A 20,245-nucleotide genomic window follows, 5' to 3' on the forward strand; every position below is an offset into this window, starting at 1 on the left:
AAACAACACAAATGTATTCTGAAGAACACCTTTATTCCATTGCTTTACGTGAGTCCAGTCTGATCGGTGACATTAATTTCCACAAGCTTGTCCGTACTTTCGGAAGTGCAAAATCGGCTTGGGAAAATGCCAGAAAAGAATATAAAAAGCTGGACGGATTCGGAAAAAAGATCATCTCCGATATAGAAAATCCCGAACATCTTACATTTGCGGAGCAGGAGCTGAAATTTTGTGAAAGAAATAATATCATAATCAATCTGAGGCATCGTAATAACCTGCCTTCTTTGCTGAATGAATGCGATGATGCCCCGGCGATTCTCTATCAAAAAGGTACATTCGATGCCTCCAGGCAGAAAGTAAGCATTGTCGGTACCCGGAATATCACGGCTTACGGAAAGCAGTTTATCCATGATTTTTTTGAGGAAACAGCATCCTGTCATTTCACATCGGTGAGCGGCCTCGCATTGGGCGTAGATAAGGAAGTGCATGAGCAGTCCCTTCACCATCAGGTTGCAACAATAGGCGTCCTGGCTCACGGTTTCCATACGCTATACCCATCCAAGAATAAAAAGCTGGCCGAAAAGATCCTGGAAGAAGGCGGGGCGCTGTTTACGGAATTCAACTCGTCAAGAAAACCGGACCGTGAAAACTTTATCCAGAGGAACCGGATTGTGGCGGGAATCTCTCCGGCAACCGTAGTTGTGGAAACGGCATTCGGCGGAGGTTCCATCAGTACTGCTACCTATGCGAATGTATATAACCGTGAAGTGTATGCTTTACCCGGAAGGATTACAGACAAGCAGAGCCAGGGATGCAATCACCTGATTTTTCAACATAAAGCTTCTGCCATTTCTACCGTTAAAGACCTGGTGGATCAGTTAGGATTTCATAAACCAAAGTCGAAAACCGAAGAGCTGTTTCCCTACAGTGAAGTGGCTGTACAATTTACTGGAAATCAGAAGATCGTGTTCGATGCAATATTTGAAAATCCTAATATTTCTTTGGATGATCTTGCCGATAAAATCAGCCTTTCTTCTCATAAGATTTTACCGGTAATTTTAGAATTGGAGCTTTTGGGGAAATTAAAATCGTTTTCAGGGAGGCAATTTTTAGCAATCTGATATTTAATGATTTCTTAATATTGCATTAGATCAGACATAACATTTAATTTTTAATAAAAATTACATTGAAATTATTAATTTAATAATATTTCGAAACATTATTATTCAATTTTTAACAATCTTTAAATAAGGTGTTGCGAATTTCGAAAAAAAAATTAAATTTGTTGACAATAATATTCAACCCTAATATATGGAACAATATAATATTGACCAGAAAATTCAAGAATTTATAGCTAAAATTGAGGCGAAAAACCCTAATGAGCCGGAATTTTTACAGGCGGTAAAAGAAGTTGCCGTTACGGTAATTCCGTTTATCATGACGAAGAAGGAGTATACGGGCATGAAGCTTCTGGAAAGAATGGCGGAAGCTGAAAGAATTATTATCTTCAGAGTTCCATGGGTTGACGATAAAGGAGAAATTCAGGTAAACAGAGGTTTCAGAATCCAGATGAACTCTGCCATCGGTCCGTACAAAGGGGGAATCCGTTTCCATCCTACGGTAAACCTTTCCGTTCTTAAATTCTTAGCTTTCGAACAGGTGTTTAAAAACTCTCTGACGACTCTTCCAATGGGAGGCGGTAAAGGAGGTTCGGATTTTGATCCGCAAGGGAAATCCGATATGGAAGTGATGCGTTTCTGCCAGGCTTTCATGACGGAAATGTGCAAGCACATCGGTCCTGAAACAGACGTTCCTGCGGGAGATATCGGGGTAGGAGCCAGAGAAATCGGATATTTATTCGGTCAGTATAAAAAAATCAGAAATGAATTTACAGGGGTTCTTACCGGAAAAGGACTTGCTTACGGAGGCTCACTGATCCGTCCTGAAGCTACAGGATATGGGGTGGTATACTTCGCAGAGCAGATGCTTAAGACGATCGGACAGACCTTTAAAGATAAAGTGGTAACAGTTTCAGGTTTCGGAAACGTAGCCTGGGGAGTAATCAAAAAAGTAAACGAGCTGGGCGGAAAGGTGGTTACACTCTCCGGACCGGATGGATATGTTTACGATAAAGACGGGATCGACGGAGAAAAAATCGATTACCTATTGGAACTGAGAGCTTCAGGAAACAACAGGGCGGAAGACTATGTAAAGAGATACCCGAACGCAGAATTCTTTGCCGGCAAACGACCTTGGGAAGTGAAGTGTGATGTAGCAATCCCTTCCGCAACCCAGAACGAGCTGGATCTTGACGATGCAAGATTGTTGGTAGAAAACGGCTGCGTATGTGTAACCGAAGCGGCAAATATGCCTTCTACATTAGACGCCATCAATTATTTCTTAGATAACAAGGTATTGTTCTCTCCGGGGAAAGCTTCCAACGCTGGTGGAGTAGCAACTTCAGGGCTTGAAATGACGCAGAACTCGATCCGTCTGAACTGGACTTCCGAAGAGGTAGACGCAAGGCTGAAAGAGATCATGATCGGAATCCACAAAGCCTGCCGGGATTACGGAAAAGAGGAAGACGGCTATGTGAACTACGTAAAAGGCGCCAATATCGCCGGCTTCGTGAAAGTAGCTGAAGCAATGCTCGCTCAGGGAGTAGTATAAAATATAAAGGTTGGGAAAATTCCCGGCCTTTTTTCGTATAACCTGTTCCCGGGGATTACAAATGGGATAAAAGTAAAAAAGTGAAAGGAGAAAGCGTTGAAATTATTCAACGCTTTTTTTATGGGCTGTAGATGTTGTATTTAATGTTAACGTTTTAAAGTTGTTCTCTAAAATAAAACATAAAAAAATCCTGAAAGAATTTTCAGGACTTATTATTTTGCTTATCGATTATTTTTCTTTTTCATTTTTCTGTCACTCTTCATGCCATCCTTGTTTTTCCAGTTGGCGGTATCGGTTTTGGATTTGTCCCAATCGTTATTGGTTGTTCCGTTGGGATTATTCATGTTGTTATTGTTTATATTCCCATGGTTCCGGGTTGTATCACGACGGGTCGTGTCTGCCTTCTTCTGTGGGGTAGTCTGTGCAGATACGGTAATGGTACCGAAAGCTACAAAAGCTGCTGCTAAAATTAAATTTTTCATAAAGTAATATTTAAGTTTGATGATATTATGTTAAATACAATTATCGTACAAAGTCGTGCTTAAAATAATGTTTTAACTTGATTTATAATTAATTAAGATAAATTGGGCGGTATGTACCACAAAAAATCCCGAAATAAAAATTATTCCGGGATCACATTTCTACTTTGTTTTGAATTTAAATATTTACTTAGACTTTTTCTTTTTGGTTTTCTTCTCTTCCTGTATGATGGTTGTGGATTTGGTAGTATCTGCTGCTATTCCGGTGCTTATTCCGGCGGCGGCATTGGTGTTTGTAGAGCTGTTGACTGCGGAAGCGTCTACCGTTGCAGCGGCTGATGCGTTTGGATTTACAGTGGTTTGGGGCGAAGTAGTTCCCAAATTTGAATTGGTCTGGGAATTCTGTTGCAGCTGGCCGGTCTGCTGATTTGCAGAAGTTGATGTCTGGTTTTGCAATGAGGTTCCCGTTTGAGCCGATACGATTCCGGCGATGGCAAGTGCAGCCGTTAAAACTAACTTTTTCATGATGTAATATTTTAAATGGTTGTTTAAATAAAACGTCCCCATTATATCGGATATTATATCTGAAACTTTGATTTAACGCACTTTATCATTATTTAAGACAGATTTAGAATTACCGCTTACTTTGCCAAATTCTTCATAATTCTTTCTACAAACTCATAGGCAGCAGGGCAGATGACGGTATTTTTGATCATCAGGTTATTGATCTGGTAGATTTTTTTCCGGTCGGTGTGCGGATATTCCCGGCAGGCTTTTGGCCGGACATCATAGATCGAGCAGGTGTTGTCTTCATTAAGGAAGAAGCAGGGAAGATTCTGTAAGACTTTATCATTATCTTCATCAACGCGCAGAAATTTGGCTTCGAAGTCGGCCGGCTTCATGCGGAGGTGTTTGGCAATCCGTTCGATATCTTTTTCCGTATACAGCGGCCCGGTTGTTTTGCAGCAATTGGCACACTGGAGACAGTCGATATGCTCAAAAACTTCCTCATGGGTTTCCTGAACCACGTAATCAAGGTTTTTCGGCGGCTTTTTTTTCAGTCCGTCAAGAAATTTTTTATGCTCTTTCTGTTTCTGTAAAGCCTGCTTTTTGTAAAGTTCCAAATCCATTTATTCTTGCTTTTCCGCCATTGTGGGAAGCTCTGCTTTTAGGTAATCATTAATTTTATCCAGGTCCAGAATCGTGGAAAGATTCTTCTTGTCCGGATAATACATCGGGGTAAATTTTGCACCGTACATAATTTCCCGGGATACATACGACGTTCTCTGTACTACGGTATTTGAAAATACTTCGTCAAACGCACGGATATGGACGATAATTTCAATATCCGTATTTTTAAAATCCTCTTCGGAAAACCTGTAAAACGGGGAATCCTCATCGATCACATGTACAACGGTCCAGTTCAGCGCCAGCGTATTGATTTTGCTTAGTTGGGTTTTCAACTGATAAAAACGGCTTTTCTGTGTGCCGTCTTCTACCACTTCAATAGCGGCGGAAACAATAACATCGGCATCCGTTAGCGCATTGTTCTTGTAAGGTGCCAGCCTGAACATTAATGCTGAGGTTCCCTTAAAAGGCGCAATCACTGCGATATCGGAAAATTTCAAGTAAGCCCTCGGCCGGGAAAACCTTCCGTAAAAAAGTCCCGTTGCAATGGCAAAGGTAAGCAATCCTAAAAAAGCTTCAAAAGTAGCCACCAGACTGGCCATAAAACCAACCGGCGCTATTCTTCCGTAGCCCACAGTGGTAAACGTCTGTGAACTGAAGAAAAAAACATCGATAAATTCATTCACCGGATCGCTTTTATCGATTCCCGTCAGGTGTTCTACCCCGATCAGGTAATAAATGAAGGCGAAGAAAATATTTATTAAAATATAAGCAACAACAAGGTAAGAGAGGAACTGAAATGTAGACAGGTCCAGCATGGTGTGGTACCAGCTGAACCGGTTGAAGATATTCATTCCTTTCCGGTTCACATTCGGAAGCCCGCTTTTGTTGATAAACCTTCCCGAAGCATTATCGCCAAACCCGCTGTTTTCCGTATTCTCCTGACGGATTTTCTGTCTGAATCCTCTGGCCATTTAGGTTACTTGTATTTTTTGATTTTTCCTTTTTCCGATATGCAAAGATAAAATATTGTTTGTATGGAATTTAGAAAAAATATAGGTGAAGATTTCTCTGGTATTATAAGATTACTTTTTTAGAGTTATATCATAATCAGTAGTTTGGTATCTTCAAAGATATCCCTTTATTTTGAGATATATGTAATTTATATATTGTTAAATATGCTAATTATTAAATAAAAATAGACCTTTTGATTATTTGTTATAAATGAAAAAAACAAACATTTTAAATAATTTTTTTTAATACGACGAGTTTTGGCGTTGTGCCGTTAGATATTTGTATAAAGAAAATTAGATGAGAATAAACATCAAAATTTAAGGTGGATATCCGTTAGCCGGACACCACCTTAAAAAATAAGGCTAAAACCGGAAGTATTCTACTAAAAAGAACTTCCCACTTTAATCTTAAAAACCAAAACAAAAATAAGAAAAAAATGTCAACAAATGAAAATACGCCCATCTCTGGGCAATTCTGGGACTGGATGCAGTCGTACTGGCATACTAACAGGGACTTTCCGCCCGCTCATCCGGATTGGCGAAAAAAGGCAGATCTGGTAGACGGAAAAGTTCCGGCCGGCCAGCTTCCCAGCTACGTGGATGATGTGCTGGAATTCAGCTCTTATGCGGATTTACCGCAATCAGGAGAAAAAGGGAAAATATACATTACAACAAAAGACAACAAGCAGTTCCGTTGGGGCGGCTCGGCCTATATTGAGATCAATTCCGGTGAAAACGTAATGACGCTCAATACAGAACAGTCTATAAGTGGCAGAAAATATTTCGTAACATCCAATGGAAGTGATATTCTTAATCAGAAGTTATGGCTAAGATCATTTGATGGTTCGAATCCTGCTGCTGTTTATTATAAAGACGGATATGGTTCCGGAGCATTGGGCTTTGATGGTGACGAATTCCGTTTGACTAATGTAGGGATCAGTGCTTATGCTTATCTGAATACAAAAGGGATTAAAAAGGATCGCTCAAGTGATGATTATTTTTTAACAGGTGGTGGTGGACATCTGGATTCAAGAACAAAAGAAGATTCCTGGTTTCACTCTTCAAGAGACTTTTCTAAGGGCACTTTGATTGAAACTGATGTGGATTATTCGGTAGAATATGGAGATCAGTTCCTTTTGGAAATGAAAGGGAATATGTATTTTGATAGATTGCCTTTAGATGCAAAGATACAGGGATATATCTATTATGGAACGATAATAGCCCAGAGCGGCTATTCTACAGTGAGTGATTTTAATTATGTGATTGCCCTTAATTTCAACGGCAAACTGTGCTTTTGGTTTCCTCGTATGGCTTACTGGCAGGGATTTGATGTTAAACTCACAGTGGGTTACGGAGGTTTAAATCAAGGTAGAAACAGGGTTATAAATGTAAGTGACAGTGATGATCCGAAAGGAACAAAAAGAGTACAGATTAACTTGGAGAAACTTGCATTCAGGTCCTGGGTAGATAAAAATTATCTTCCTTTTACTGGCGGATCTTTATCAGGGGACCTAGCATTAAAAATTTTAAAATCTGACGTTTTAGATGGAAACCAAATTGTAAATGCAGGAAATCAAAATCAACTCTACTTCGGTAATACTTCGGTTGATACAGTCTACCATGAATCAGGAAACAACCATATTTTCTCCAATAAAGGGAATACAAGTTTTACAATAGACTCTAATGGAAATGTAACAGCGAAAAATGCAGTCAACGCAGGAAATGATTCTGAAATCGGAGGAAGAATATTTGGGAAAAGGACTGTGATTGATACTCTGGGTTTAGATGAATCCAAATATTATCCGGTTACTATCCAATGTAACAGCAGTTATCCTTCTACCATTAAAGTATACAGAACTTTGGATGCTTCAATGGGAGTGCCTTCTTATTCAACGCATGGGGGCGGATTCTGGTGCTATTATGAATTCGAAGTCTATGGCAGTGGCTGGGGAACTTCTCATTTTAAAGCAATTTGTAATTATCAGGATGAATCGTGGGTAAAAAATGATATTAAAGTTATTGGCTATGATCAGATGGCACGATCATCGAATGTCGTAATTTACCTTAGAGGCGGTTCTAAATATTGGCTTGACGTTAATAGTACATCAGTTCCATCGCTTCATACTTCTCCTTTTACCCTCTATGACGAGACTGTAGAGCCTACAAAATCGAGAATCTGGAGTGGAGGTATTTTAATGAAGGCAAATACAAATGATATTCAAAAGGCTGTAAACGGACTGGAAAATACCTTAAGAGATCATGTGACATTGAATGATGTTCAAACAATAACAGCAAGAAAAGTAATTAGTAAAGACTTAGGAACCAATGATTATATTAATGTTGCTCAACATTATGGACAATTCCAAATAGGTAAAAATTCTGATGCAAAGTCTTTAGAATTTGCTGTTTTAGATAATGGTACTTCAGTTATTCAATCAAAAGAAGTTGGCGTTGGTTATAATCCATTAATTTTAAACCCAGCTAATAATGGTGGTGTTGCTATTGCAGGTTCACCATATTCAGGATATGGTCTAACAGTTCACGGTTCAACCTTTTCAAGGGATGGCTTTATTAAAGAAGGTTCAAATAATAATTATCTATTATTAGGTGGAGGTGGGCATGTTCCCAATACTTTACTTACTTATGAAGATAATAGGACAATTTACCCAGATGAGTTAGCTCCTCAAAAATTAAAATTTGGATTTACTTCTTATGATAATAATAATGGTGCTTCAGGTTCTTGGGCTGACTTTCTTCATTTTGGAGGTTATGGAGATTCTTCAGGAGGAAATCAAAATTTGTTAATGATTAACAGAAATGGTTTTGGAATCAGACAATATCAAGCACCTTGGCAAAATAATAATCCATATAGCGAATATGTAGATTTCTGGAATACAAATCATTTTACACAAGCCAATGTAAATTCATGGAATAACATGATTTATGACTATGTTACTCTTGGTAGCCCACAAAGTATTAATGCAAGAAAAAGTATTGGTGGAGCTGCTGGAAATGGATATAGTGATGCAGCTTTAGAAATAAGAGGAGCAGGAACTACAAACCTGGCAATATATCCAACTTTATCGTTTCACCAACCAGGGGCATATGCTTCAACGCTGAGTTTAAGAGGTGATGGTAATTTTCATTTTATGGATATTCTTGGTACTTCATATGTACCTGTAAAGTCTTCAGGTTTTATTAAAAGCGGTTCAGATGATAATCACGTACTTTTAGGTGGTGGCAGCCATAAATCTGTTTCTGATTTCATCACCGAAACAAGTTGGAACAATATTACCGGTAAAAAATGGTTTAAAACTGATGGTGGTAATAATTGGGATAATAATACGGTAAGAATACAAGGTATTAATGGTTATGATGCAGGATTAACATTTTATAGAGATGGTATTGATGTTGGTCAAATTATATTTGATGGTTACAATTTTAAAACAACAAATTCTAATAATGATGGTTACAAACCAATTATATCAAGTCATTTTATAAAAAGTGGTTCTGACGGTGATCATATGCTTTTAGGTGATGGTAATCACAAATCAATATATGATTTTGCTACTACAGCACAATTGGCTTCAAAAGTTAATGCAACTGATGGAGCATTAAACCTAGGATTTGGAGGAGGAGGTTCTCCCTTAGCATTACCATACATTCAGCATTCTGATGGAACCTACGTTGATTTAGCGCGCGAAGATCGGACGATTCAGGCGTGGGAAAATGCACAAGCAATTGGTTTTAATGGTGCTTTATCAGCAAATGGTGTATATGTGTATCATAGAATAGATGGTTATATACAAATTGCTGATAAAAATTGGGTAACCACACAATTAGCTAATAAAGTTACATCAGTTAATAGTACATATTCGATTGACTGGGATGGTTCATCAACATACCTCATCAGAAACAGTGTGAATCAGGGGTATTTGTTTCATTCAGGAAATTTAAGTCCTGTTACTTTAGACACACCTCAAACCATTATTCATCAAAAGACTTTTAATGCAGGTATTGGACTTACACAAGGTCAAAAATTAAACCTTGCTGGGTTTGGTGATGCTGCACATTATATACAAAGATTTAATGATGATTCAGATGGTTTTGGAATTTCTACTGCTTTTACAGTTAAAGTCTATAATAATGAAAATACGAATTTATTTAAAGTTGGTATAAACGGTCAAGTAGATTTATCAGAGGGTGGAAGACTAGATGGTTATGGTAATTTATTTTTACAACAGTCTTCAACAGGTGGTAATGCAACAGGTATTTGGTGGGAAAAAAATGATGATAGCGACAAAATTGCTGGTATTGGTACAATGACACAAGATGGTAATTTTGAATATTTTTATATGGGATGGGGATCAAAACCTTGGGTACAAGCAAATAATCTAAGCATAGGTACAGATAGCATACTATATAAAAACAATATTGTATATCATGCTGGTAATTTTGACCCTAATGGCTATCAAGTCTGGGTTCTTAATCAATTAAATAATTACTTTAACAAATTCCCAATTGATTATATTGGAGCAAGTCATGATTTAAATAGTTTAGCTCAAACAGGGTTTTATAGTATTGCCTATGGAACACTTAATTCTGGTAATTACACAGGTCCAAGAGATGGCAAAAGAGCCTTACTTCATTTTGAGACAGAAAATATATATTCTGCTTCGCAAATACAAACAGAAAGATATAATGGTAATATTGTCAGCAGAACTAAGTCTGATGGAGGATGGAGCAATTGGGTAAGACACTGGGGAGACAATGACTTCACGGCTGCGGATGTTGCAAAATGGAACAACTCCCTCAGTACATCATCTGCCTCAGAAGAAGTAATCCTGGAAGATGATACGCTAAAAATCCAACCGGATGAATTCTCGTTACAGGGAAACAGCTCTTATAATATAGGAAGCAAAAAGAAACTGGTACACGTTCTGTTCAGAGAAGGAAGGGAACTGAATATCAGGGATCTGACCAAAAGACAAACCATTGTTGTTTTCAACTTCAGCAAAGACTGGATCAATCTGAATATAGAAGGCTTAAAGCCTTACCCGTTATCTCCTGAGATGCAGGTGACGCTGTATATCAGTGATGAAGGGGAAGTGATGCTGTACAATGAAAACAGCTTTAAAAAATTGCAATAAGCGGTAATATTTTTTTAATGCGTCAAGTTCTGTCGCTGTGACAGAATATCTTTGTTCCAGTAATAAAAAACACATCAACTTACCATTAAGTTTTTAAATCTTTAAAAATTCAGCATTCAAAAAAATGCCGGACAGCCAGAATTATGTTTAAAAATATAAAAAAATAATGAAAGAAAAAATTAAGAAGAAGGGTGGATAGCAGAGCCGGAACCACCTTAAAAAACAGGGCTGCAAAAACAGGAATCGATCCTACTAAAAAGGGCTTTTCCAATTTTAATCTTAAAAACCAAAATAAAAATGTCTACAACCGATTTAAATACAAACAACAGTTCCCAGACCCTGTTCAGGTTTGCTACCATGAGAAACCCGGAACTGTCTGATCCTAAAAACAAAGAAAGAAGATTTATCTTCAGGGATTATAATACTCAAAAAGGAGTTATTGATCCGAGAGTAGAGGCAGGAGAATCTCTACAGAAAGTATGTGCGCAACCCACAGGACTGACTATAAAAAAAGAGCAGACTTTAAAAGAAGATGATCCTGCATTTTACGCATTGGCTGTCTGGATAGCTAGAAACAAGGCTACCGCAAGTAAATCTGAATTTGATAAGATGATTCAAAAATATAAGGATTATCTTGCAACCATCAGACCTGTTGCTGTTATTGATTATTCCGTTATCTGGGATAATTTGATTTATCAGGTAGTAACCCAAAAAGACTTTTATGCCAAAGAAACCCTTATGCAGTTTCTGCATCTTAATCATATCCTATCCGTATACGATTTTACGGAAGAAGTTTATCAGGATGTGGTAAAAGCTAAAGTCGTATTGCCGAAAGAACTTTTCAAAGTTTCGCAGTCAGGTACTACCGGTACATCGGGAAGCACCACAACGCAAAGAACGGCTTATAATGATAAAGCCATGAAATTTGCAGAAGCAACAGTTCATCTGAAAGAAAATGAAGCACTTGCTGAATCAATGTCAAAACTCGAAAAAGCGTATAAAAAGCAATATGATGAGGCCTATAAAACCTCTTACGATCAATATCAGGATCGTGTAAAGCCGCTTTTAAAATCATTACAGAAAGATACGGCAGAAGCCGACCGGAAAAAGCAAATCCTGGAAAACCGGATCAATTACCTAACCCAGCTGAGCGTGGCCGATCCGGAGAAGTTTTATGCCAACAGCGAGCTGGATATGGAGCTTCACCGCATCAAGGATGAGATTATGCAGATTACGGTGCCAGAAACAGAGATTCCGGATTTTGAATTTTCATATAAAACGCCTGAGATTGACGCGGCGATTCTCGGAAGGACTTTAAGTGTACAGGATCAAAATACCCTGCTCCGCTTATTTGGTGCCTCAAGTGTTACAGAAGCCTTATCAGGAATCACCACTTTTGATGAGCTGAGCCAGAATCTCACCCAGAATACGCAAGTGCAGCAACAAACCATACTAAATAATACCGTTTTAAACCAACAGGTGTCTGCAAACGTAGGAGGTGTTTTGGTACCGGTAAGCAACTCGGTAAATTCCAATGGATGGATTTCTTACAGTGTTAAAACAGCTGATATTGGCAATAATGCCTGGTATATTATGCTTACGATAGATGGTTTCACACATAACATCGTATCAGGATCATATAAAGTGACGATTAACGGGACCGATATCAGCTCTACCAATGTTATTCAGAATACGAACGGAGTACATTCACTTTTCTACAATGGAACAACTATTCCGGCTTCTCAAACCACCAACAGCAATGGATTTATATTGCAGGGAGAAGTTGTTCTGGATGACGGAAAGACTTATTTGTTAAATGTAACTTTAACAAGAGATCCTAATGAATTTAACCGTCCTCTTAAACAATACATTTTCAAAGGTGATGCTGCCCTTACTTTAAAACAGCCGGTTGTTACTGAGCCTGAAAACCCACAGAATCCAACCAATCCGACACCTACTACCAATCCGGCAAATACAGAGGTCTTTATTCCTTCTGGCTTCGGGATGAAGAATATCGGAGTGGCGGATTATAAAAGAGTAGAGCAAAGTACCTATTGTTATGTAGAAGGAGAAGTGGCCCATATTGAAAACATTATGGCCAGGGAATACAAAGAAAGGTCAACCAGAAGGCTGAAGCGAAGTGAATCCCAGACCACCAAATCTTCCGAGTCTGAAAAAGAAAAACTGACTGATACGACTTCTACTGAAAGGCATGAAATGCAGAGCGAGGTATCTAAAATTCTTCAGGAGTCCAAAGATTTTGCGGCTAATGCAGGATTTAATGCCAGCTGGGGAGGCGGCTCAGTAGGAGCTCCTTCTTTTGGATTAAGTGCGAATGCCAGTTATGCCACTCATAATTCCAAAGAGGAAAGCAACCGCCAGGCAGTCACTGAAGCGAAGGATATCACCGCCAGAGCTTTGGATCGAATTGTTACCAAAGTTAAAGAAGAGCGTATCGACAAGATCCTGGAAGAGTTTGAAGAAAACAACAAACATGGTTTCGATAATACCAAAGGAAGCAGCCATGTGGTAGGGGTTTACCGTTGGGTAGATAAAGTGGTGAAAAACCAGATTTATAATTATGGTAAACGTATGATGTTTGAGTTTATGATTCCGGAACCTGCTAAACTTCATAGACTGGGGATGGAGGTTGTAAATACAATGGAAAATAAGCTGGTAAAACCAGTAGATCCAAGAGAATCTTCTATTTGTAAAATGGAAAACTATATGATGCTTGATAGCAGTTTGGGAGAAACCATCCTAAAATATTGGTTAGGAATTTATAATGTAGAAATTGATAATTATCCGCCAAATAAAATCTTCGCATCAAAGGGATTTGCTTACGGCAGAGATTTACTTCAGGATATAGGAACGTCTTCTACAAGTGCTATAGGTTTACAAAAAGATATTGAAATACCGGAAGGCTACGTGGCGGTTAACTATGAGATTACTGGAGGAGGAAAACAATTATTAAGCTCATGGTTAAATGTAAGTATTGGAAATCTACAGGTTATCACGGATTCAGCAGCAGGTTCATTTAATAAGACCGGTGTTTTGAATAATTTATCAAATATAATTCCGGTAAGTATTTCTACGGATAGATTTTACTCTTTTGAAGCTAATGTGGTTATTACTTGTAATTTGAGTAAAGAAGGTAAAGTAAAATATTTACAAGCCGTTTTCAACAAAATTATTGAGGCATACGAAGCTGAACTAGGAAAATACAACCAAGCCTTAGCGGAAGCAAAAGCATTAGGCGTACAGATTAAAGGCTCTAATCCTGGTTTCTACAGAAAAATTGAGAACACAATTCTCAGAAGAAACTGTATTTCCTATATGCTGAATCAGAATCCAAACGTAGATCTTACATTCGGTAAAGGGAAATATTACAACAATGGATATTCTTCAGGAGACGAGACATTCCTTAATACAGATATCAAATTAGACGGAAAATTTGATCAATATGCAGCGTTCATTAAATTTATGGAGCAGGCATTTGAGTGGGATATCATGAGTTATCACCTGTACCCGTACTATTGGGGCGAAAGAAAATCTTGGGCGGATCTTTACCAGTTTGATGACAATGATCCGATCTTCAGGGCATTTATGCAGTCCGGGATGGCAAGGGTAATTGTTACCGTAAGACCAGGATTCGAAGAAGCGGTAAGGCATTTCATGGCTACCGGACAGATCTGGAACGGCGGTGAAGTCCCTGTGATCGACGATCCATTATTCCTTTCTTTAGTAGACGAGATGCGTTCTCCGAAAGCGACCAAAGAAGGCGAGCCTTGGAGAGAGAAGATCCCGACTTCCCTTACTATTCTTCAGGCAGATTCCATCGGTCTGAGAGTTGAAAAGGCACTGCCGGGCAATTGTGAGCCGGGCGTGAAGTTTGACGATAATCTGGGAGAAATGTGTTCCACCAATTTTGCCCTAAATAACAACCAGATCGGACAAAATTCTGATAAATGGATAGAAATTACGTACAACCATTTCGATGATACTTCATTTACAAAAATGGGCGACTTATATGCTAATTTCAGCTTTCCAAGACGTTTTGAATGTTTGGGTAATATTATTGAAATAGCGAAATCTTTAAATGGTACGGATTCATCTGTTAAATTCTACCAGCAGCTTGCTGAGGAAATCTCTCAGATCGAAGGAGTGGAAGCTTATGCTACCGAGGCAAATGGCATCACCTTTAAAGTGAATGTTTCCAGGATCAAGGATTTCGACTTCAGAAGCAGTACCATTACACCGGCAGAATTACAGCGGTTTATATTCTCGACAGACGGAGAATCCTATCTTAAAGTAAAAGTACCGAACAGAGAACTGGGAGGAGAAAGGGTGCTGGATAAAAACCTGCAGCCGCTTTCACAGGACGAGTATGAAAATCAGGCTCCGCTTTCTAAATTTTTACTGTAACCTTAAAAATTAATCATGAGCCGGATAAAACCCGGGGTTATTTGGCAGCACGAAAAAGTGCTGCCTTATATCCTCACGTCCTTAAAGGACAAGATTAACGACATGACTGCGGTAGAAAAGATCATTCTTTTCGGAAGCAGAGGCAGACTTCCTGTTGAGCGATGGAATGAACTGGAAGGAAAAGACTGGGATATTGTGGTACAGGCAAAGTGTAAGCTCAGAAATGCTCATATTCTGGTGGATGAAGGTTATCATCTGGATCTTTTGGTATTGGATAAAGACCAGACTGAAGAATTTACTGAAAATATGACTGTTAAAGAACTTTTTCCAGTGAATGAATTGGAATATTTAATGAGTAAAAACAAGGAGTATGAGTGATTTTAAAAATATAGTTGAATTTTTCAGACTTAACAGAAGGTATGAAGAATCCGAAAAAAAATATTCAAATGATGTAATTGCCCTAACGACATTAGAAACAAAAGAAAAATATGAACTGGATACTCAGAAATTTAATACTTTGAAGCTTTTGAGAGACATTTTCAACCTTTTCATGCCCACAGAGATTTTTATTTCTAATAATGCTTCTGTTAAAGAGTTTTACGTAAAAACAAATACCGGAACCTATTTTAATATTGTTACCGAACAGGTAGATGTAAATGTTACATCAGCAGATGTTTATCCTATTCCCCTGGAAGATTTTCCTTTTGAGCAATACTTTTTATGATTCATCGAAAAACAGTGTGGTTATAGCAGACATTCTTCTGAAAAATATTCAGGTCTTTCCAGAAAGTATACGGTATGATCCCAATTCTGAGTTGCTTGAGAATTTCAGCCAGCAGGAAACTTTGGGGTACAGTTACAGTACACATCAGACTTGGGTGTATGATTTTGTCAGCTTTTTTATTCCAAACAATGACGCTGAAGATCATCCTTTTGAAAAACATGTTTCAGATAGTGATGTTAGCGTTACGCAAACCAGGGTAACGGAACTCATTAGCATCATTCCCCTTATCAGAGAATCTATAGGGAAATACTATGTAAATTATAATGTTTATAAAAAAGATGATGGAAAAATCACTCCTTTTTATCTGAACAGAAATAATATCTCCGATGGAAATGCTCCGGTAGTATTACTGAAATTCAATAGTTTGGGAGCTTTTATGGCTTATCTTAACGATACTATTTTCAGCCAGACCGATAACTTTACTTTTGGAAAAAGGCCGGCTTTTATAGATCAGTACAAAGAAATTGTTATTCTTCCTTTGATAAGGAATTTAGAAAGCAGATCTACCTTTTCGTATTATGATGCGTTACAAGCTTTATATTATTTACCGGAAAGTTTATTTTATATGCTTCCTGAAGGATTTTTATGGAAGTTTTTTGACAAAGCAATTGCAAATGACAGCTTCAGCAATAAGCCATATTCCAAAGAAGAAGATATTTTCCTTAAAATTTTGCAGGTTTTGGTTTCTACAGAAGAAAATGCCGTAAAGTTTATTGAGAGATTAAGTAAAAAAGTAAGCGAACAGAATCCCCAGATGCTTTTGGAATTTTTCAACGACAGGATCCACGGAGATAACTTCCTTGAGTTCGCTGGCATGGTGAATAAAGCATGGAGAAAAACACGTTTTGTGGATTACAGTTTAGAAACCAATCCTGAATTTACTTCTACTAACGGACCTGCGTTTTTGCCTTACCATTCTGAAAAACTTGCCGGATTCTTTTTCAGTAATGTTTCGGCAAGCTTTGAAGATGGTCCCAAGAATAAAAAAGAACGGTTTTTACGGTTTAAATTTGAGACCGGAAAAACCAGAAAGGTTTCTTCAAACCTGCCTGACGGTACACCCGTGGATGTTGATGAACAGATTGTTAAAGAGGTGTGGTATCATCCTTTCTTCCCTGTAAAAATAAAAAATACCGATGAAGAGAATAAGGATCAGGAAACAGCGATACAGCTGGATGCCATTGTTCCGGCGTTTATGCTGTTTGCCAATGCGAATCAGCAGTTTTGGCACAATGTGATAAAGTCCGGAGAATATGCACTGGATCTGGCCGTCATTGCAGGAAGCTCCGGTACGCTATCCGGAATTGCTGCCGGCGAAATCATCGGTACTCTGGCCGTTGCCCGTGGAGTGGGAGCCGTTGCAGGCATCACCAGTTCCGTCGCCAATATAGTACTGAAATTAGCCAACGCTGAAGATTCCGTTCTCGGGCAGGCATTCTGCGAATATTTATTCTGGATAGAAATGTTATCTTTGGGTGGAGAACTTACCATTGCTATCAGAAACGGTTTGAAAAGGTCTGCTGTAAGACTAGTAGAAAAAGAAGAGGATTTTGTTAGGCTTGAGAAACAGTTGGATGAAGCTATTGCCCGAGATGGAAATGAAATTAGAAAATTCACATCAAAAGAAAAAGATGAAATTCTTGATGAAATAGAAGAAACGGCAGAACTCAAAAAAAGTATTACTACAGAAGGTGAAGGACTACCTAAAAGGACAAGACGTTCTAATTCGAAGAATTCAATTAGAAATAAAAATATAGAGCGTTATAATGAATTTCTTGGAAAATGGTCTTTGTCTTCTATTAAGGATATACCTAAATTTGCTATAATAAAAGCAATAAAGGGATATACAAAGCATATGGATGAATTAGCTCAGCTATTAGAAGAAAATAAGGTATTTATTAGAATTGAATCTGAGGAGAATTTTTCTGGTATATTCGAAGATTTGGCAACACCGGAACAATTAGAGCAAGGAGTAGAGGGAACTACTGCGTTTGCTTATAAAAATATTATGTATTTTAATGAAGCTAATTTCCCTGATGAACTTTTAGATTTTTTATCACATGAGGCATCACACGCACGGGATTATCTTATAAAAAAAGAACTACAGTTAAAAGGCAAATCAAAAATAGAAATAGAACAAATAATAGGTAATCTTTGGGATCAAGAAGAAAGGGCTTATAGTCATCAAGTAGATTGGCAAAAGTCAACAGGTCAAAAACCGATGTTTAAAACAAAAAAAGAACAAACAAATCATATTCAAACATTATATCCTCAGCATGAAAACTAGTGAAAAAATAATAAGTGAGCTTATTAATTATGTCAATGATTCTAAGCTCCCACAATCTTTAATTACTATTGAGCAGAAATTTGGGCATGCACATCTTTCCCATATTATTGCAGAGTTATTGTTTTGGCAAAGAACTGTTTATCGAAATCCTAATTATTTACAAACATGGAATTATTTTAATAAAGACCAATTCTTTTTGAAAGAACAAGAGATAGGGAAAGATATTTATATTAGAGCTATAGCCGAAAGTTCTGATCTTAATAAAATATTCCACTTGAACGGAGATAAAATTATTTTAAATCAAAAATTATCAACAGAAGAGATAAAAATTTTCCGTAAGCTAATTAATGATTCCCTTAAAATAAACTTACGAACATAAATTTGTCTTTTTTGATAAACAAAAGCTGTATTTGAATTTCCTAAATTAGAATTTTTATTATCAATCGTAAGTAAGATTATTGAATATGAAGATTTAAAAGAAATGGAGTATTATATCTAAGAATACAAGACAGGAAAATATCTATAATTTTGTCTAATCATAAGCCACCTTTGGGTGGTTAAAATTAGACTTGGGTAACCTGGAGCATATTTGTTCTGATTTTGAAGAATTATCATATAAATTTCAAAGTAAGGAATTTGTAGAATGTTTAAAAAAGTTAGAATATAAGTATCCGAAAAAAATGAGCTGAAATACAGAGTGGTATCGAAGCTTATTATGGACAATAATACAAAAGTTTCTACGTTAACCGACGCAGAAATTTTAAGAATAGCAAAACAATATGTTTTAGAATCTAAAATTTTGAAAGAGGCTACAGACAATTTAAGTATACAAAAGCAGGTAAAATAAAAAAATAGAATAGCATATTAACAGACGAAGAAATGCTGGCGATAGCAGAACGTTATTTAGAGAGTAGAGCAGAACATTTTGGATCGGATATTGAAGTCGTGATACTGACTGACTTGACGATCAAAAAACCATATGGTAATATTTATGATTATCAGTCCAAAGAATATGTATTAACCGGAAATTTTAATAAATCTCTGGTAGGAAATGCTAATTTCTTAATAGAAAAAAACTCTGGGAGAGTAGTTAGTTTTGGTACGGCAGGTTCGCTGGAAAGCTATATTGAAGATTATGAAAAAGGGATATTAACACCAACGTTAACCCGTTACTGGTATCCAGATGAAGACCGGTTCGATTATAAATAATCATACATAATCTGTACAAACAAATACAGCAGAAAAATTTCTGCTGTATTTGTTATTTTTATTAGCTTAAAAACATAAAGTAGAAAATAATTATGTTAACAGATCAGGAAATGCTAGCTATAGCAGAACGTTATTTGAAAAGCAGAGCAGAACATTTTGGAGGATCGGATATTGAAGTAGTAATATTAAATGATCGTACTATTAAAAAACCTTATGGAAATATTTACGACTATCAGTCAAAAGAATTTCTTTTAACAGGAAATCTTAGTAAAACATTAGTAGGTAATGCCTCTTTTTTAGTGGAAAAAAGAATAGGTAGAGTAGTTCAATTTGGTACTGCAGGAATATTAGAAAAACAACTAGAAGCCTATGAAAATGGAACATTAGTCACAGCCTTAGACACTTATTGGTACCCTGATGAAGACCGTTTCGATTATCAATAATTGATATTTTCTTTCTCATTCCAGAGCTTTAAAATTTTCCTTAAACCTTTCTTATCCGAAACATATCATCCCACAACCCACCTCCCAACCCACTTTTTACCCTACCTTTGAATATGAAAAAATTGGAATCAAGAGAAGATATTGAGCTTTTGGTGAATTCGTTTTACGATAAAGTCGTTAAGGAGATCGGCTTTTTCTTTAATGAGGTCGCCAGAGTAGACTGGAATAAACATTTGCCGAAGATGTATGCGTTCTGGGAATCGGTTCTGTTTGGGCAGATGTCGTATAAAGGAAACCCGATGGGTGCGCATTTCCCGATCAATGAGATCCGGGCGATGGAGCAGAAGCATTTTGACCGTTGGCTGAAGCTTTGGACGGCCACCGTTGAAGAGCATTTCGCCGGGAAAATGCGGATCTGGCAATTTATAAAGCAGAAAACATCGCCAAACTGATGGCCTTTAAAATGGACCTGGCCCGAAGGCTGTAAGGGTTTAAGGTTTTGAGTTCAAGGTTTAAAGTTTAAAATTGAATTTAATATTGGGTTGAAGTTGTTATTAAGAAACGTAAATTCAGCTGTATTTAATTTATACCTTTGATAATACTGACAAGAGAAACTTCCAGCATCCCGCTTCTTTCTTCCAGCCGTTATCTGATTTC

Annotated in this window: 14 protein-coding genes and 1 pseudogene; 11 read left to right on the top strand and 4 right to left on the bottom strand. The window is 37.4% G+C overall.

What is annotated here, in order from left to right; all coding sequences use genetic code 11:
- Nucleotides 1–11 precede the first annotated feature (11 nt).
- Complete coding sequence (gene dprA, locus QE422_RS02620) at nucleotides 12–1,121, top strand: DNA-processing protein DprA (protein ID WP_307454892.1); 1,110 nt, start codon at nucleotides 12–14, stop codon at nucleotides 1,119–1,121.
- Nucleotides 1,122–1,311: 190 nt separating this feature from the next.
- A complete protein-coding gene (gene gdhA / locus QE422_RS02625; RefSeq protein WP_307454893.1) occupies nucleotides 1,312–2,670 on the top strand; it encodes an NADP-specific glutamate dehydrogenase in 1,359 nt (452 codons plus the stop codon).
- Nucleotides 2,671–2,891: 221 nt separating this feature from the next.
- On the opposite strand, the gene QE422_RS02630 is transcribed toward gdhA, so the two are convergent.
- The 4 genes from QE422_RS02630 to QE422_RS02645 all read right to left on the bottom strand — a co-directional run bounded on the left by QE422_RS02630 (nucleotide 2,892) and on the right by QE422_RS02645 (nucleotide 5,251).
- Nucleotides 2,892–3,152: a hypothetical protein gene (locus tag QE422_RS02630; protein WP_307454894.1), complete on the bottom strand. Its 261-nt coding sequence runs from the start codon at nucleotides 3,150–3,152 to the stop codon at nucleotides 2,892–2,894.
- A gap of 183 nt (nucleotides 3,153–3,335) precedes the next feature.
- The gene (locus tag QE422_RS02635; RefSeq protein WP_307454895.1) at nucleotides 3,336–3,674 is read right to left on the bottom strand and encodes a hypothetical protein; all 339 of its coding nucleotides are present in this window, start codon (nucleotides 3,672–3,674) and stop codon (nucleotides 3,336–3,338) included.
- 116 nt (nucleotides 3,675–3,790) lie between these two features.
- Nucleotides 3,791–4,279 (bottom strand): YkgJ family cysteine cluster protein, encoded by a 489-nt coding sequence (locus tag QE422_RS02640; protein ID WP_307454896.1) that lies wholly within the window; start codon nucleotides 4,277–4,279, stop codon nucleotides 3,791–3,793.
- Nucleotides 4,280–5,251: an ion channel gene (locus tag QE422_RS02645; RefSeq protein ID WP_307454897.1), complete on the bottom strand. Its 972-nt coding sequence runs from the start codon at nucleotides 5,249–5,251 to the stop codon at nucleotides 4,280–4,282.
- A gap of 476 nt (nucleotides 5,252–5,727) precedes the next feature.
- Between QE422_RS02645 and QE422_RS02650 the strand changes: the two genes are divergently transcribed.
- The 9 genes and pseudogenes from QE422_RS02650 to QE422_RS02690 all read left to right on the top strand — a co-directional run bounded on the left by QE422_RS02650 (nucleotide 5,728) and on the right by QE422_RS02690 (nucleotide 20,075).
- On the top strand, nucleotides 5,728–10,440 hold the full coding sequence (locus tag QE422_RS02650) for a pyocin knob domain-containing protein (RefSeq protein WP_307454898.1): 4,713 nt from the start codon (nucleotides 5,728–5,730) through the stop codon (nucleotides 10,438–10,440).
- 297 nt (nucleotides 10,441–10,737) lie between these two features.
- Nucleotides 10,738–14,865, top strand: a complete 4,128-nt coding sequence (locus QE422_RS02655) for a hypothetical protein (RefSeq protein ID WP_307454899.1) — start codon at nucleotides 10,738–10,740, stop codon at nucleotides 14,863–14,865.
- Between the two features lie 15 nt (nucleotides 14,866–14,880).
- A complete protein-coding gene (locus tag QE422_RS02660) occupies nucleotides 14,881–15,243 on the top strand; it encodes a hypothetical protein (protein ID WP_307454900.1) in 363 nt (120 codons plus the stop codon).
- Nucleotides 15,236–15,589 carry a hypothetical protein gene (locus QE422_RS02665; protein WP_307454901.1) on the top strand — a complete coding sequence of 118 codons (354 nt, stop codon included), beginning with the start codon at nucleotides 15,236–15,238 and terminating at the stop codon, nucleotides 15,587–15,589. Before QE422_RS02660 ends, QE422_RS02665 begins: the two co-directional genes overlap by 8 nt.
- On the top strand, nucleotides 15,570–17,936 hold the full coding sequence (locus QE422_RS02670; protein ID WP_307454902.1) for a hypothetical protein: 2,367 nt from the start codon (nucleotides 15,570–15,572) through the stop codon (nucleotides 17,934–17,936). The genes QE422_RS02665 and QE422_RS02670 overlap by 20 nt, the downstream gene beginning before the upstream one ends.
- Nucleotides 17,926–18,315, top strand: a complete 390-nt coding sequence (locus QE422_RS02675; RefSeq protein WP_307454903.1) for a hypothetical protein — start codon at nucleotides 17,926–17,928, stop codon at nucleotides 18,313–18,315. The genes QE422_RS02670 and QE422_RS02675 overlap by 11 nt, the downstream gene beginning before the upstream one ends.
- A 500-nt stretch (nucleotides 18,316–18,815) precedes the next feature.
- Nucleotides 18,816–19,145 (top strand): hypothetical protein, encoded by a 330-nt coding sequence (locus tag QE422_RS02680; RefSeq protein ID WP_307454904.1) that lies wholly within the window; start codon nucleotides 18,816–18,818, stop codon nucleotides 19,143–19,145.
- 92 nt (nucleotides 19,146–19,237) lie between these two features.
- Complete coding sequence (locus QE422_RS02685) at nucleotides 19,238–19,588, top strand: hypothetical protein (RefSeq protein WP_307454905.1); 351 nt, start codon at nucleotides 19,238–19,240, stop codon at nucleotides 19,586–19,588.
- Between the two features lie 113 nt (nucleotides 19,589–19,701).
- Nucleotides 19,702–20,075, top strand: a pseudogene (locus tag QE422_RS02690) (group III truncated hemoglobin).
- Nucleotides 20,076–20,245 lie beyond the last annotated feature (170 nt).

The organism is Chryseobacterium sp. SORGH_AS_0447 (assembly GCF_030818695.1).
In the GTDB taxonomy this organism is placed as follows: domain Bacteria; phylum Bacteroidota; class Bacteroidia; order Flavobacteriales; family Weeksellaceae; genus Chryseobacterium.